The sequence below is a fragment of the Porphyromonas sp. COT-108 OH1349 genome (assembly GCF_000768755.1).
In the GTDB taxonomy this organism is placed as follows: Bacteria; Bacteroidota; Bacteroidia; order Bacteroidales; family Porphyromonadaceae; genus Porphyromonas_A; species Porphyromonas_A canoris.
Genome location: NZ_JRAH01000013.1, coordinates 153,106 through 168,773, shown reverse-complemented (window position 1 = coordinate 168,773; position 15,668 = coordinate 153,106). Strand labels below are relative to the sequence as shown.

Annotated in this window: 12 protein-coding genes; 7 read left to right on the top strand and 5 right to left on the bottom strand. The window is 45.6% G+C overall.

What is annotated here, in order from left to right:
• Window positions 1-11: 11 nt before the first annotated feature.
• From cbiD to rpsA, 3 genes are all read right to left on the bottom strand, one after another.
• Window positions 12-1,856 carry a cobalt-precorrin-5B (C(1))-methyltransferase CbiD gene (cbiD, locus tag JT26_RS02675; RefSeq protein WP_036845749.1) on the bottom strand — a complete coding sequence of 615 codons (1,845 nt, stop codon included), beginning with the start codon at window positions 1,854-1,856 and terminating at the stop codon, window positions 12-14.
• A complete protein-coding gene (gene cobI / locus JT26_RS02670; RefSeq protein ID WP_036845746.1) occupies window positions 1,849-2,568 on the bottom strand; it encodes a precorrin-2 C(20)-methyltransferase in 720 nt (239 codons plus the stop codon). Before cobI ends, cbiD begins: the two co-directional genes overlap by 8 nt.
• A 448-nt stretch (window positions 2,569-3,016) precedes the next feature.
• Entirely contained in the window at window positions 3,017-4,819 is a 1,803-nt protein-coding gene (gene rpsA / locus JT26_RS02665; RefSeq protein WP_036791675.1) for a 30S ribosomal protein S1, read from the bottom strand.
• 225 nt (window positions 4,820-5,044) lie between these two features.
• Between rpsA and ftsA the strand changes: the two genes are divergently transcribed.
• From ftsA to JT26_RS02645, 4 genes are all read left to right on the top strand, one after another.
• Entirely contained in the window at window positions 5,045-6,493 is a 1,449-nt protein-coding gene (gene ftsA / locus JT26_RS02660) for a cell division protein FtsA (protein WP_036845743.1), read from the top strand.
• Window positions 6,494-6,514: 21 nt separating this feature from the next.
• Window positions 6,515-7,894, top strand: coding sequence for a cell division protein FtsZ (ftsZ, locus tag JT26_RS02655; protein WP_052110307.1), 1,380 nt, complete (start codon window positions 6,515-6,517; stop codon window positions 7,892-7,894).
• Between the two features lie 59 nt (window positions 7,895-7,953).
• Window positions 7,954-8,403 carry a GatB/YqeY domain-containing protein gene (locus JT26_RS02650; protein ID WP_036845742.1) on the top strand — a complete coding sequence of 150 codons (450 nt, stop codon included), beginning with the start codon at window positions 7,954-7,956 and terminating at the stop codon, window positions 8,401-8,403.
• Between the two features lie 1,036 nt (window positions 8,404-9,439).
• Window positions 9,440-10,642 (top strand): hypothetical protein, encoded by a 1,203-nt coding sequence (locus JT26_RS02645; protein ID WP_036845741.1) that lies wholly within the window; start codon window positions 9,440-9,442, stop codon window positions 10,640-10,642.
• Window positions 10,643-10,789: 147 nt separating this feature from the next.
• Here JT26_RS02645 and JT26_RS02640 read toward each other — a convergent pair whose 3' ends face one another.
• Complete coding sequence (locus tag JT26_RS02640) at window positions 10,790-11,464, bottom strand: OmpA family protein (RefSeq protein ID WP_036845740.1); 675 nt, start codon at window positions 11,462-11,464, stop codon at window positions 10,790-10,792.
• Between the two features lie 71 nt (window positions 11,465-11,535).
• Window positions 11,536-11,865 carry a hypothetical protein gene (locus tag JT26_RS10100; RefSeq protein ID WP_052079426.1) on the bottom strand — a complete coding sequence of 110 codons (330 nt, stop codon included), beginning with the start codon at window positions 11,863-11,865 and terminating at the stop codon, window positions 11,536-11,538.
• A gap of 344 nt (window positions 11,866-12,209) precedes the next feature.
• On the opposite strand from JT26_RS10100, the gene purH reads away from it, so the two are divergent.
• From purH to mreC, 3 genes are read left to right on the top strand one after another with little or no spacing between them, the layout of a single operon-like run.
• Window positions 12,210-13,721, top strand: coding sequence for a bifunctional phosphoribosylaminoimidazolecarboxamide formyltransferase/IMP cyclohydrolase (gene purH, locus JT26_RS02630; protein ID WP_036846334.1), 1,512 nt, complete (start codon window positions 12,210-12,212; stop codon window positions 13,719-13,721).
• A gap of 42 nt (window positions 13,722-13,763) precedes the next feature.
• Window positions 13,764-14,783 (top strand): rod shape-determining protein, encoded by a 1,020-nt coding sequence (locus JT26_RS02625; protein WP_036845739.1) that lies wholly within the window; start codon window positions 13,764-13,766, stop codon window positions 14,781-14,783.
• Window positions 14,784-14,807: 24 nt separating this feature from the next.
• A complete protein-coding gene (mreC, locus tag JT26_RS02620; protein ID WP_036845738.1) occupies window positions 14,808-15,659 on the top strand; it encodes a rod shape-determining protein MreC in 852 nt (283 codons plus the stop codon).
• Window positions 15,660-15,668: the final 9 nt, after the last annotated feature.

The following is a 15,668-nucleotide window of genomic DNA, read 5'->3' as shown; positions in this document are numbered from 1 at the left end:
GAGAAAAGAGTTCAGACAGAAGAGCGATGAACATTGCCCTCATCGTCCATCAGCAATATATGAAAAGCTCCATGCGTAAACAGAGACGAGCAGTGCCGGCGGCATAAAGAGATCAGTCTGTCGAAGAATAGACGCTCCGCTGCCGGGACAATCTCCCAAAGCTGGCGCGCCAAAGTGATCTCTCCGATCTGCCGGATGGTCTCCGAAGAGCATCCCGACTCCTTTGCCACTTCCTGCAAAAAGGTTTTGTTCATCACGCCTTTCTTACTGTGCGTATCCAGAGCACCTTCAGCCAGTTTGACAGCCTTACCTATCATCACGCAGAGCGTAACCTGTTCGAATGCCAAATCCTCTGCAATCTTCAGCGTCTCACCTATAAAGTTGCCATACTGTACGAATGCCTGAGGGAGGGAATCGGGGTAGAGCGCTTTCAGATACCTTTCGCTCTTTGCTCCGGAGTTGATCACAAGATGAGTTACACCTACTGCTTTGGAGACCTGAGCCTCTCTCTTGATAGAGGCTATAAACGCTTCCGTGGAGAAAGGTTTCACTATACCGGACGAGCCGAGTATGGATATTCCGCCCTCTATACCGAGACGAGGGTTGAAGGTCTTGCCTGCCGTCTCTCGTCCTTTAGGTACCGAGACTCTGATGTTGATGCCCATATCCGGGTGGTAGCCGTAATGGTCGAGCGTGCGCAACACCTCTGCCGTCATCATCTTTCGAGGAGTGGCATTCACGGCAGGCCCTCCGATCTCAAGCCCCAAACCCGGAAGCGTAACCACGCCGACACCTTCGCCATTTAGAAATCTCACTTCTCCCTTCGGCACATCCCTGCTCCACGAAACAGACGAACAGATCTCCAGACCATCGGTAATATCGGGGTCGTCTCCTGCCTGCTTTATCACACAACAGATGATACCGCCATCGCTCTCCACACCGGTAGATGCAATGGGGAGAGTTACCGGCTCTCCGTTGGGCAGTAAAATCTCACTTGTCTCCTGCTCTTCGCCTGTAAGAAGCGTTGTGATGGCTGCTTTCGTGGCAGCCGTAGCGCATGAGCCTGTGGTGAATCCGGTTTTTTGAGGGAAAAATGAAGGTAGAAGAGCTTCGATCTTCTTTCTCAGTCCGTGAGGTCCATAGACTGTCTCCGTAGGATTATAGGGCAGAGGCGGACGGCGTATCACCAACACCGGTATTCCCATGCGTAGTGCCACACTCACCTTATCGGCAAAACCTCCGCTCTCACCGCTCTCTTTGGTGATGATTGCCTGCGGCTGCACTTTCTTGAAAAGAGCTTCATCGTCCTGCTCATCGTCATAGAAGACAATCTGTTCGAGTGGAAAGTCGTTTGCCTTGACACTCTCCAGCGACTCCTCTCTCCGCATTATCCGGAAAACGCAAGTGTGTTTCGTCCAATAATCTTTCAGCTTTGCTATCGTATTGACGCCCGTAAGAGCAAGCAGCGAAGTGATGTCCTGCTCGAAAAGATAGGCAATGGCATCCTGATAACTATCGAACGGAATGATGCGTGAATCCACTTGCGGAAACGAACGTTCCATACGAATGGTCGAAATATCCGGCAACAGCTCTGCCGTCCTGCCGATATTGGCATGGACATTCAAGGCAAAAGGATGAGCCGCATCTATGATAAGAGCCACACCGTTATCCCTGCAAAAACGGGGCATACTCTCTTCATCCAATCCGCCCGTAAGGCGTATGCCGTGAGCGCATTCCACTTCGCCCGAACGGTTTTTCGTGGAGTAGAAGTAAGGTTTTGCGGCTTCGTCGCACACCTTGGCGGCTATCTTGCCTTCCGTTGTCCCTCCTATTACAAGTATTGCAGGTTCACTCATTGCGAAGGATCAGGATAGAAAAGTAAGGCACTTCCCTTTCGGCTATGATGCTCTTATCTGTCGTGTAGTACTCTTTGCCCGATACCCCGACATTCTCAAAGTAGTGCCACGAGAGATCGGGACGGTTTTGCAGCAGAGTCTGAAGCGTCTGTTGCTGCTGGGAGACCTTCATCAGCACCACGGTTTTATGCTCCGAGAGATCTTTCTCTATCTGTTCCGGTGTAACATTGGAAGGATAAACGGAGAGTGGTTCATCCTGCTTCACGATATGAATACCTGCCAAAGAGCCGCAAGCAATAAAGGCAGGGACACCGGCGGTATGCGTTGCGGACAAGCCGTGATGCTCCAATAGAATATCGGATATATAGTGTACGGAGGAGTAGAAACAGGAGTCCCCCTCCGCCACGAATGCGGTTCGGAGACCTTTCTGAACGGCTTGGAATATCTCCCCGGCAACCTCTGCGTAAGCAACCATAGCCTTCGAGCGGTCTTTGCTCATGGGTACATGAAACAGTCTCAGCTTGCTCTCCTCTATGCCGACAGCGAGTATGATGTCTCTTGCACGTGATGTGACGGAACTCTCTCTAATGGTAGCCGGACAGAAGATAACATCTGCCTCTTGAAGTATCCTTAGTGCACCAAGCGTAAGAAGGTTAGGATCTCCCGGACCTAACGAGACGCACTGAGGAGCGTATGCCGTTGTTTTTGTCATGGATAAGTGATAGTCTGTTTTCCGTGTAAAGGTACGGAAATATTTCAATGGGGCTGTTCTGCCCTCTGCACACGGCAAAGCCTCCCTCTTGGTCGTTCTTTTTTTGCCTTTAACCTGTTCACAAAAAGAGTTTAACCCGTTCAAAAGTGGAAGTAAACCCGTAAAGATTTAAGATTCAAGGCTCGATTAGTGGCAACCAAGACTTGAAAAGTGGAAGTCAAGCCTTGCCATGCAGTTTTCAAGCCTTGATTTCCTCTTCCGAACAGGTTTAGAAAAAGAAATTAAAGTGAATAACCCGATTTTCAAATGGCTTTATCAAAACTCTTGATCCTGAAACGGGAAAGAGGGAAGGAGATTCCTCTGCAAAAGATGCAGGGATATAGAAGGTAAAACAAAAGCCCGATGAAATTGCTTTCACCGGGCTTTTAGTATGATGTATAATCTAAGATTATTCTTCGTTACCGCCTAACATCTTTTCGCGAAGAGCTGCGAGCTCTTCAAGATCACCAAGAGTAGATTTTTCTACTGTGGTAGCTGTAGCTGTGAATGCAGGTGCTTGTTCTGCCTTCTTAGCTTCACGGCGTTCCTTAGATGCTTCTTGACGAGCCTTCTTTTGCTCATCTTCAAAGATACGGCTGTGAGAAAGGAAGATGCGACGAGCGTCCTTGTTGAACTCGATAACCTTGAATGGAAGTTTCTCGTCCACTTGAGCTTGTGTACCATCTTCTTTTACAAGATGCTTTGGAGTAGCAAAACCTTCTACACCATATTGTAGAGCTACTACTGCACCCTTCTCTATCATTTCTGTGATTACGCCTTCGTGGATAGAACCGACAGTGAATACTGTATCGAATACATCCCATGGGTTCTCTTCCAATTGCTTGTGACCAAGGCTGAGACGGCGGTTTTCCTTGTCGATTTCAAGTACTTTCACTTCTATAGGAGCACCGATCTGAGTAAATTCGCTTGGGTGTTTGATCTTCTTTGTCCAAGATAGATCGGAGATGTGGATAAGACCATCTACACCGTTTTCAAACTCAACAAATACGCCGAAGTTGGTAAAGTTGCGAACCTTAGCTGTATGTTGTGAGCCTACAGGGAATTTCTCTTCGATGTCAGCCCATGGATCCGGCTTAAGTTGCTTGATACCAAGAGACATCTTACGTTCTTCACGGTCGAGAGTAAGCACTACGGCTTCGATCTCATCGCCTACTTTCAAGAACTCTTGTGCGCTGCGCAAGTGTTGTGTCCAAGACATTTCAGATACGTGAACAAGACCTTCCACGCCCGGAGCTATTTCTACAAATGCACCGTAATCTGCCATCACAACCACTTTACCCTTAACCTTGTCGCCCACTTGCAAGTTTGCATCAAGGTTATCCCATGGATGTGGAGTGAGTTGTTTAAGACCAAGAGCGATACGTTTCTTTTCATCATCGAAGTCAAGGATAACCACGTTGATCTTTTGATCAAGCTGTACCACTTCTTCAGGATGGTTTACACGACCCCAAGAAAGGTCTGTGATATGTACTAAACCATCTACACCGCCAAGGTCGATAAATGCACCGTATGTGGTGATATTCTTAACCACACCTTCAAGAATCTGACCTTTTTCAAGCGTAGATATGATTGCTTTCTTCTGTTGTTCGAGTTCTGCTTCGATAAGAGCCTTGTGAGAAACCACAACGTTCTTGAACTCTTGATTGATCTTCACGATCTTGAACTCCATTGTTTTGCCTACGTAAACATCGAAATCGCGGATCGGCTTCACGTCTATTTGAGATCCCGGCAAGAAAGATTCGATACCGAAGATTTCTACGATCATACCACCACGAGTACGAGACATTACATAACCCTTCACAATTTCGTCGTTCTCCAAAGCTTTGTTCACACGCTCCCAAGAACGTACTGCGCAAGCTTTCTTGTGTGAAAGTACAAGCTGACCCTTCTTGTCTTCTTGGCTTTCGATAAGGACTTCTACTTCGTCGCCCTCTTTTAGGTCCGGATTGTAACGGAACTCTGCATAAGGCACCACGCCTTCGCTCTTGTAGCCGATATTCACGACTACTTCTCTTTTGTTGATAGAGCTTACACGACCTACAACAATCTCTTGCTCTTTAACGGCGCTAAGGGTGTTGTCGTAAGCTTTTTCAACTTCTTCTTTTGGTTGTTCGGAAATAATTGAGCCTTCCTCGAATTGTTCCCAGTTGAAGTCCTCTAAGGGCTTCACGTCTTTGTAAGATTTGTTCATTAACTAAAAATTAAAATTAAGCTTTAGTGAGTTGGACATTATGTTGATTATCCGTGCCACTCAGCACGGCTGCAAAGGTATAGATTTTTTCTGATATAACAATCTATTTCCTGTTTATTCTTAGGGAGTTATGTGTGTATGTAAAAAAAGGGTCGGGAGAGGCTGTTTTTCTTTCCATTTAAGCGAAAAAAATGTATTTTTGTATCACATCAAAACAGACCTCTCATGGAGAATAAAAACATAACCGTAGCGGTAATAGACTTCGGCTCCTCCTCTATAAAAGGGGCTATCGCAACCAAGCGTTTTGAAGGAGGAGCATACACCATAAATATCTTAGCCAATGCAGAAGAACCCACCGATGGCTGCATTCTTCGCGGAACAATATTCAACCTCGAAACCACAGCATTGAAAGTCCAGTCTCTTCTCAATACGCTCGAACGCCTTACAGGAAAAAAGGTCTCGCGAGTGTACGCCGGGATAGGAGGACAAAGCCTTAGGACGGCACAACATTTAGAATCGATCACGTTCGATTCGCCTCACGAAATCACGGATGAAGATGTCGAACAGCTTCGCCAACAAGCCTCCTCTTTCGAGCTTACCGGTTACGAGCTTCTCATGATAGAGTCTCCGGAGTATTATGTCAACAGCCAATACACTTCCGATCCGGTAGGAGTGCAGGCGATGAAGCTGGATGCCCGCTTCCGTCTTCTGCTTGCCAAGCCGCAAAAGAAGCACAACCTCATATCGGTGCTCACCAATAAACTCCCTTATGAGATCTGTAACATCGAAATCTCACCGCTTATACTCTCCGACATCTTCCTGACAAACGACAATAAGAAGCTGGGGTGCGTGCTCATCGATCTCGGTGGAGGCAGCACCACAATCTGTGTTTACAAGAACGGATTGCTGCAAGGCGTCAGAGTGATACCGCTTGGAGGTCAAAACATAACACAAGACATCACTTCGCTACACATCACTCCGTCAGAGGCAGAGAGGGTCAAATGCTCCGTGGGAACGTGCCAACCGGTTTATGGAGATAAGACTTTTGTAGAGGTCAATACACGAGACAAGCTCTCCACCAAGCAGATCAGCAAGTATGAGATAGACAAATACATCGAAGCGCGTACACAGGAGATCGTGGACAACATCCGGTATCACCTTTGGGAGATGATCAATAAAGGTGAGATAGGAGGCGATATAATCATCACGGGAGGAGCTTCCCAGCTTACCGGACTCACTAAGATGCTATCCGATGCACTGGGTGCAAACGTACACGAAGCCTCTACCTTGAGCCAACATCTCCAGGTAAGCCCTGCCAACAGAGCCTATATCGCAAAGCCTCATCTGCATCTGCTCTATGCTCTTATCAGTAAAGCGTACGAAGAGTGTATAGAGCCACGCCCCGTGGCAAAGCCGACAGAGATAAAAGAGGTAGCGGTAGAGCCGCAGGGAGCACAGGAAAAAGAAGAGCCGGAAGAGAGCTACGCCACAGAGACGACACCGCAAGCTCAGAAGATAGAGTTCGACGAACCGATAGAAGAGATAGAACCGGAGCCGGAACCGACAAGAGACACCACCTCCTCCGCACAGAAGCAGAAGAAGAAAGGAGGCTTTATGGGTTGGGCAAAGAGCTTTATGGACATCATAACACCTCCGGACGAAACCGAAAATTAATGTATTAGAAGATTATAGCTTATGACAACTACAGATAATCTACTCGATATAAACGGAGACACCATTTCCAATACCTCCCCCATCATAAAGGTGATAGGTGTGGGAGGAGGCGGTGGAAATGCCGTCAATCATATGTATAAAGAGGGCATAGAGCACATCACCTATCTTCTATGTAATACAGACCGGCAACACCTCCAACGCTGTAGCATCCCACACAAACTCTGTATAGGAGAAAATCGGACGCGCGGACTTGGAGCCGGAGATAAGCCTGAAGTGGCAAAAGAAGCCGCAGAAGAGAGCGAAGAAGAGATTCGCAGAGCTCTCAATGACGGCACTCGCATGGCATTTATTACTGCCGGGATGGGTGGCGGAACAGGTACAGGAGCTGCTCCCGTCGTGGCTCGCATCGCCAAAGAGATGGGTATCCTCACCGTGGGGATCGTTACCATTCCGTTCCTTTTTGAGGGACAAGAGAAAATCCTGAAAGCGTTGGACGGACTTGACGAGATGAGTAAAAACATAGACGCGATGCTGGTCATCAACAACGAGCTACTCCGTTTCGTCTACTCCGATCTCAACATCATGAACGCCTTGGATAAGGCTGATGATACGCTCACAATAGCCACACGCTCAATTTCGGACGTCATCACTCGCGACGACATCGTCAATCTCGACTTTGCGGATATTCATACAACGCTCAGCAATGGCGGCGTTGCTATCGTGAGTCATGGGTATGGTTCCGGCAAAAATGCGGTGATAGAGGCGATAGATGCCGCTTTGAACTCTCCCCTTCTCAACTCTGCGAATGTTGCCGAAGCAGGTCGAATCCTTCTGCATGTCTCTTTCTCCAAAGAGAGCGCACCGCAGATGGATGCCATCCAAGAGCAGATAGGAGAGTTTACGGGAAGGCTCAAAGGACGCTACGGATGGATATGGGGCTACGGCTTGGACGAGTCTCTCGGAGACAAGGTCAAGGTTATCATCCTTGCCTCAGGCTTTAGCCTCAAAGATGCGAAGCCGAACATCACGAACGAAAAAGACCTCAACCGCATCCGCGAGTACTACAAGCAGGCGATGGGAGACAGCATTGTTCTGGCGAGCAAGCCGAAGTCTGTCATCTTTGAAGAGGAAGAGCTGGACAACGATATCTTCATCTCCTTTATCCAAGACACTCCGACTCTGCGCCGTGTAGACTCTATGATCGAGCGTTTTCGCACTCCGAAAGAGGGAGCAACGGCAGGTCAGTCATCCGATGGAGGCATAAAGGAGGGAGAGACAGCAGCTTCCGGCTCTGCATCATCCGCATCCGGCACTTCGGACAAAGGACAAACGGAAGAGAACAAAGAGCACGATAACGATCGTGAGTGGGATTCGGACGTCATCACATTCGGAAAGAAGTAAACCCCGACCCCGACACAACGAAACAATTAACACATACATATAATATATATAAGAGATATATGAGCCTATTCGACACCATAAGCGATGGCATCAAATCCGCCATGCTTGCTAAAGATAAAGTGCGTCTCGAAGCACTCAGAGCCGTCAAGAAAGAGTTTTTGGAAGCAAAAACCGCCAAAGGTTCGGACGGTGAACTGACAGACGAAGCCGCCACCAAAATCGTGGCAAAGCTTGCCAAACAACGCACCGAAAGTGCAGAGATCTACCGTACACAAGGCAGAGAAGATCTCGCACAAGAGGAAGAAGCACAGCTTGCTGTACTGCAAGAGTTTCTCCCCAAGCAGCTCTCCATAGAGGAGATAGAAGCACACGTGAAAGCCCTCATAGCCGAACTCGGAGTGGCAGACATGAAAGGCATGGGACGTGTCATGGGTGAAGCATCCAAACGACTCGCCGGACAAGTGGATGGAAAGGTTCTCTCCGAAGTGGTAAAGAAGCTCCTCTCCTAAACAACGCACTCTTGCCGTTTCGGGAGAAAAGGCTCCCCATATACGGTGCGATGCTTCACACAATCGAAGCAAAACAGACATTCCAAATACCGAAAGGCAACATCCTATAACGGGCTATCCGATCACACTTTCGGATAGCCCGTTTTTATCTGAAATCAACCACAAAAAAGCGAGCTTCCCGAAGCGCGTTTTTATATATTCCATACCGAAAAATGCCTACTTTTTTCGGTCTCTCTATTTTGATCGGAGGTGGTGTTTCCGGAGGGGTGCCGAATTTGTTAAATCACCCCGTTTTATTAACACAAATTCCGATACCTGTTTACCCAAAACGGTAAACGAGCATATTCTTTCGGCTTAACGTGTTTAATTTTTCAATGAACACGTTTACCGATTTCATTTAATACGTTTACCGGATTCAATTAAAGTATTCAGCCAAAACAGACAAAGCACTAAATATCAAGCCATTAAGTATTTTTGGCCTAAAATGACCACGAAAAGGCAAATTTCTTTATTAGGAAACATTCACAAATATAGGCATTAAAATTCACACCTATTAACGCGAAAAAGCCCCATCAAACGGACTGAGAAAAAAATTTTCCCAAATTCGCGATTTCGTCATATCAATTTGCAGACAAAAGAGTTACCTCAAAACGACTTCCTCAAAAATGGAAAATTCACCTCAAAATTCCACCTGAGAAGCCCTCAAAACTGCTCTCCATTTTTATATAAAAAGTACCGACTTATTTATCTTACATTTCAAAAGCATATTATCACTATTAGAGAAAGAAATGAAGTATTTTCTTATCCTCTAAATCTATCACTTGTTTTATACAGAAAAAACCACTACTTTTGAAAAACAAGTAAAAAATTAAGTTTTTAACACCACGCAAAACTTATTTCGTAGGAAGACATTATTTACAGACACTTAACTATAAAGAAAATAAGATAGTTCAACTAAACACAGATGGCTAAACAATTATGTAAAACATCAATATAAACCAAGAGTATAATTATATTTAACCACAAACTTTTTATTATGAGCACAATAAAGTTAAATTATTTAAAATGCATTATACCAGAAGACTATGGAAAAGATGGAGACGAACCATCATTGAAAATTGTTATTGACGGCAGAGATCCTTTTAGAATTCGTGTTGCAAAAAATATTAAAAAGGGGGAGACTATCTGGCTAAACGACAAATTCGATTTTGAGAGCTACATTCAAATAGAAGTTTGGGATCTGGACAAAGGAACATGGTATGATGGACACGATTACATTAATAAGGTCAAGATAACTCCATACGCCAATTCAGGAGAATCGACATGTACACTGAGTGGAGATGGGGCAAAATATGAACTTTCATTTACATTGGAGACTCCTTTTTCAGAGTCAAGCGAGAGCTCCGAAAAGAGAATAAAAAAGATCCTTGAACATTTTGCAAATAAACCTGAAATGTCCAGTCGCGTATGGAGGCACTACAGCAGAAAGCAAATCTACTTGGAACTAAAAGCAAGGTTTTTTCGCAGTGAGATATCTCAGGATGAATATAAGATATTATCAACGTGGGACTCCTCAACAAAAATTCTTCAAAGATTCTACCCTTATCAGGGAAAAACTGCACTTTGCGGACCCGCCGCCATCGCTTATGACCTTTTTAAGTCAGATCCCATAACTTATCTCACTGCTATCATTTCTCTTTATGAAGCAGGAGAATGTCCTGTGAAAGGATTGTACCTGCGTCCAAGTGCAAAATTAAAAAGAAGTAAAAGGGAAACATTACCTGCAATTGACTGGATGCTTTTAGCTTCGATGCGAGAAATGAGAAATAAGTTGCTCAAGGAATTGCACGAGACTTCCGACTGGAGGGCTTGCTATACTCCTCCCAGGGACATAGTATACTGGTTAAAGCGAATATACCCGGGTGAACACATACGGCAAAGACTGAGCGTTGGACGGATAGAATCAGCAAAGACTCATAAAAGAGCAATTTTAGAGGCATTCCGAAAAAGAAAGAGATCTTTCTTTCTCATAGATGCTAAAATGATCACTGGTAGTTCTAATCTGTTATCCTTATCCAGGTTTCATTGGATTGTCATTGAGCCAGGAAGTGTTAAGTGGGCCGAAGATAAGAAGTCGGTAAAGGTTACTTTTTTTACTTGGGGATATAATAAATCGGAGAAGGAAATAAGTATGAAAAAACTTATTGAGCACTTATATGTTATAGTAATGAGAGATTAGATTTCACCCAAAGCTATGAATTTGAGTGATATTATTCATAGACTCACAAATTTCTTTGAAGTCTGATAAACACGACAAAAAAGGCTGTAATGAAGGTTTGCCCTTTCATCACAGCCTTTTATCTATTCTAATGGTCGGAACGGGAGATTATAGTTTTCCACTCTTCGCTTCTTCGATCATCTTTGCATTAGGGAGGATAAACACCTCTACACGACGGTTTTGAGCGCGACCTTCCACTGTGCTGTTATCGGCAATCGGTTGAGTCAGTCCTACTCCGTAAGAGTTGATACGACCGGAAGCGATACCTTGAGACACCAAAAAGTTGAACACACTTAGTGCACGCTTTTCGGAAAGTTTCTGATTATACTCCGCTCTACCTGTATTATCGGTATGTCCCACAATACGTATATCGGTATCGGGGTGCTCTTTCATGTTGGCAGCAAAACGGGTAAGGGCAGTCTTGGATGCAGCGTTAAGAGTGCTGGAGTTGGTAGGAAACAGAATGCCGCTATCGAATGTAACGCGGATCGCTTCCCCGTTGTTCACGGTCTCTACCTTTGCTTCAGGTATCACCTGTTCCAGCTCTTTCTTTTGCTTATCCATCTGCTTGCCGATAAGTCCACCCGCAACACCGCCGACGACAGCGCCGATGATGGCACCTACACCCGTGTTCCCGGCAACTTTACCAATGCCCGCACCAACAGCTGCACCGGCTCCGGAGCCAATACTTGTACCTTTCACCATATTATTTGCGCCACAACCGCTAAACATCAGAGCCGTAGCAAGGCAGGATACGCCTACAATAGATTTCAGATTTTTCATGCTTTATATTCGCTTTTAGGATTATCAAATACCGAAGAGATGGCTCTTCGGGGCTATTTTTCTTCTATCTGTTACTCCTCGTCTTCGAGTGTATCCCGATAATCATCGTCCAAAGCCAAAAACTCTTTAAATGATTCGGGAGAGAGGGAGAAGTCTTCAAAGTCGTCCCTCTTTATGTTTTTAACAACAAAATCGTACAACTCCGTATTCTTCAAAGAGAGAATATCCTCCAGCGCTTCAAGATCCGGATCCTCTTCGTCAAAGTAACCGCGAGACTCCAAAAACTCATCCACCAAATCGGTAAGATAGATGATCTTGTCATCATCCAACTGTCGCAACTCCTCGGAAGTGGCATGAGTCAAGATGTAATTGACCATTTCGTCGTCATCGTATGTCTTCATATTTTACTCGTATTGGGATGGTTGTCTCTCGTTATTTACGATATTTTGTACAAGACAAAGGTAAAAATATTTTTCCGACTACTGCACTTTATACCATTCAGAGTAAAGATTTTGACCTGCTTTAGGGGTATCGTGATACGATTACAGGGATCTCTTTTCATCAAAAAACAGATCTTCTCAAGCCATTATTGGGCATCGTTAAGATCTCTTAGGATAATAAGCGTTTTCACCCCTCGCTTTTGAATGGTATTTAGTGTTTATTCGGTGTTGAACTCTGCTGATAAATAGCTATATTTGTAGTTCAGATAAAAGAAAAGTTTATCCCGATGCCGTATACAGAACAGATGGAAGTAAAGAACGCAAGAAAAATCAAGAAGGCACTGATATCGGTGTATCACAAGGATCACTTGGATGTCATTCTCTCCAAGCTGAACGCTCTCGATATAGAGATCGTCTCCACAGGAGGAACGGAGGAGTATATCAAACGTTTGGGCTATTCCTGCACTCCGGTGGAAGAGTTGACCAACTATCCCTCGATCTTTGGCGGACGAGTGAAGACTCTTCACCCAAGCATTATGGGTGGGATACTGGCAAGGCGTTCCAATGCCGATGATGACAAGCAGTGTGCAATGTACCAGATCCCGCACATAGATCTGGTGATCGTGGATCTCTATCCGTTTGTCGATACGGTAAAGAGCGGTGCGGAGCATCAAGCCATCATAGAGAAGATAGACATAGGCGGTATCTCTTTGATACGGGCTGCTGCAAAAAACTATGCGGATGTCGTACTCTGCCCTTCGATAGCACACTACAAGACGATAGAAGGCATCCTTGAACGTGGCGGCATAACCTCGGAAGAGGAGAGACGTGCCCTGGCAACAGAAGGATTCAAGCTCTCTGCCATGTATGATGGAGCCATTGCGTCTTACCTCGCAGGGGAAAGCGTTGAGGAGTCCATGCCTTTGAGATACGGAGAGAACCCTCATCAAAAGGCGAGCTTTAGAGGAGACATTGATGCGTTTTTCACCAAACACAACGGAAAAGAACTGTCCTACAACAATCTTCTCGATATAGATGCTGCTGTCGGGATCATAGAAGAGTTTGATGCAAAACCGGCTTTTGCCATACTGAAACACAATAACCCCTGCGGATTGGCAACAGGCGAAAATGTCAGAGATGCCTATATGAGAGCACTCTCTTGCGATCCGCTCTCTGCATTCGGAGGCATACTCGTAACCAACAGAGAGGTAGGTCTCTCCGCGGCAGAGGAGATAGGCAAACTCTTTTTCGAGGTGATCGTTGCCCCGAAATACTCCGAAGAGGCTCTGAACACTCTTAGGGAGAAAAAGAACAGAATCATTTTGGAGCGCAAAGAACACTCTACGCTTCAAGACCATCTGCTTCGCACCTGCCTCAATGGTACTCTCGTACAAGAGAGAAACTGCTCTTCTCAAAGCGAAGAAGATTGCAGGACCGTAACAGAGAAGCAACCGACGGAAGCGGAAATAAGGGATATGCTCTTTGCCAACAAGATTGTGAAGCACTGTAAGAGCAATGCAATAGTTTTGGCTAAAGACGGACAGCTGTATGCCGCAGGTGTCGGACAAACTTCGAGAATAGATGCCTTGAAACAGGCGATAGAGAAAGCAGAACGCTTCGGCTTCTCTTTGCAAGGGGCTGTACTGGCTTCGGATGCGTTCTTTCCGTTTAGCGACTGCGTGGAAGAGGCCCACAAAGCCGGCATAACAGCAATCATACAACCCGGAGGCTCTGTCAGAGACGAAGAGTCGGTGGCTGCCTGCAACAACTTCGGTATAGCCATGTGCTTTACCGGAACAAGGCATTTCAAGCACTAAGAGGAAAAGAATAACAAGAATATACAGACACAGAGAAAAGATATGGGCTTTTTTTCATTCAAACATGAGTTGGCTATGGACTTGGGGACTGCTAACACCGTCATCATTCATGATGGAAAGGTGGTGGTGGATCAGCCCTCCTATGTCACGATCAATAAGAAGACAGACAAAGTGGAAGCTGTGGGAGATATGGCTTACAGCAACTTTGAAAAGGAGAATAACGATCTGCGTTCCATTCGTCCCTTGAGAGACGGTGTGGTGGCAGACTTGGAAGCGTGTCAGGTGATGATACGCGAACTGATCAGAAAGGCTATTCCGGGAAGAGGATTCCTTCCAAGATCTTTGAAGATCGTCATCTGTATCCCTTCCGGTAGTACAGACGTGGAGGTCAGAGCGGTGAAAGAGGCTGCAGAGAAAGCCGGAGCCAATGAGGTGTATCTGATACACGAACCGATGGCAGCAGCAATAGGAATAGGACTGAACGTACTGGATCCGATGGGCAACATGGTGGTGGATATAGGTGGTGGTACTACCGAAATTGCCGTAATATCTCTCGGTGGTATCGTTTCCAATAAGTCCATAAAGGTTGCCGGAGATGAGCTCACAAACGATATAGTGAACTTCATGAAGACGGAACACAATATGAGGATAGGTGAACGTACGGCAGAACAGATCAAGAAGAGTGTCGGCTCTGCTTTGATCAACCTTGAAAATCCACCCGAAGAGTTTGAGGTGTGCGGACAAGACCAGGTAGGCATACTTCCGAAGATCATAAAGGTGAGCCACAAGGATATTGCCGAATGTTGGGAAAAGTCCATACTGAAAATAGAAACCGCCATAGAGAATGCCCTTGACAACACTGCTCCTGAGTTGTACGCAGATATTGTTCGCAACGGAGTTTATCTTGCAGGCGGTGGTGCTCTTATCAAGGGGTTGGACAGACGTTTTTCCAACAAGTTCAAGATACCTTTCCATGTGGCGGAAGATCCTCTTCACATGGTTTCCATGGGGACATACGAAGCTCTTAAGAACACAAGCAAATACAGACTGCTTATAAAGTAAGCGGAATAAAGCCTCTGCTCCGAAGTGCATAAACTCTTTGAACTCCTAAGGAGAAATATACATGTCTTGCTGTTTGTTCTTCTTGAGATCATAGCAGTAACGTTGATGTATAACAGAAACAACTACCACGGAAGTGTTCTCTTTGGCACATCTAACCGACTGGTAGGGCATGTTATGTCTTATAAAGGGGAGTTCGACAAGTATAGAGGGTTGCATGATGCAAACTTGGAGCTGATGCGTTCCAATGCTGAACTGGAGAAAGAGCTGCTGAAACTGAATGCAACCATAGAGCGATATAAGGTAGACAGCCTTTCGTATAATACGGTCTTTGCAACGGAAGAGAATCCGGCATCCGATTTTGAGTACTCTGTTGCCGAAGTGGTGGGGCGTACAAACCTCACCAAGACAATCTATCTTACAATAAATAAAGGTAGTCGGGATGGGGTCAAACTCGATATGGGCGTTCTTTCAACCAAGGGAGTCGTGGGGTCTGTCGTGGCTGTGGGGACACATTTTTCCAAAGTACTTCCTTTGATCAATAACTCTTTCTCTCTGAGTTGTAAACTTTCCAATCAGGAGTATTTGGGTAGTCTTCAATGGGATGGAGAAGATTTAACACACTCCGTACTTACCAGATTGCCCAAACATCTTTCCTATACACCCGGAGATACGGTGCTGACAAGTGGTTTCTCCACAATCTTTCCGAAAGGTCTCTTTGTTGGTATCGTGGAAGGAGAGACCAAGTCCACAGACGATAACTTCCTATCTCTTCGGGTAAGGTTGGCTACCGATTTCGAGAGACTCCGATACGTATATATGGTGGAGAATATACACAAGTTTGAGAGAGATAGCCTGGATAAGGTTTCTATCAAATAGGATAAAGCT

What these genes read in the sequence shown, in the direction of transcription:
- JT26_RS02640 (WP_036845740.1), bottom strand. Translation starts at nt 11,464, where the DNA reads ATGAAAAATCTGAAATCTATTGTAGGCGTATCCTGCCTTGCTACGGCT.
- JT26_RS02650 (WP_036845742.1), top strand. Translation starts at nt 7,954, where the DNA reads ATGAGCCTATTCGACACCATAAGCGATGGCATCAAATCCGCCATGCTT.
- JT26_RS02625 (WP_036845739.1), top strand. Translation starts at nt 13,764, where the DNA reads ATGGGCTTTTTTTCATTCAAACATGAGTTGGCTATGGACTTGGGGACT.
- JT26_RS10100 (WP_052079426.1), bottom strand. Translation starts at nt 11,865, where the DNA reads ATGAAGACATACGATGACGACGAAATGGTCAATTACATCTTGACTCAT.
- ftsA (WP_036845743.1), top strand. Translation starts at nt 5,045, where the DNA reads ATGGAGAATAAAAACATAACCGTAGCGGTAATAGACTTCGGCTCCTCC.
- cbiD (WP_036845749.1), bottom strand. Translation starts at nt 1,856, where the DNA reads ATGAGTGAACCTGCAATACTTGTAATAGGAGGGACAACGGAAGGCAAG.
- purH (WP_036846334.1), top strand. Translation starts at nt 12,210, where the DNA reads ATGGAAGTAAAGAACGCAAGAAAAATCAAGAAGGCACTGATATCGGTG.
- rpsA (WP_036791675.1), bottom strand. Translation starts at nt 4,819, where the DNA reads ATGAACAAATCTTACAAAGACGTGAAGCCCTTAGAGGACTTCAACTGG.
- cobI (WP_036845746.1), bottom strand. Translation starts at nt 2,568, where the DNA reads ATGACAAAAACAACGGCATACGCTCCTCAGTGCGTCTCGTTAGGTCCG.
- JT26_RS02645 (WP_036845741.1), top strand. Translation starts at nt 9,440, where the DNA reads ATGAGCACAATAAAGTTAAATTATTTAAAATGCATTATACCAGAAGAC.
- ftsZ (WP_052110307.1), top strand. Translation starts at nt 6,515, where the DNA reads ATGACAACTACAGATAATCTACTCGATATAAACGGAGACACCATTTCC.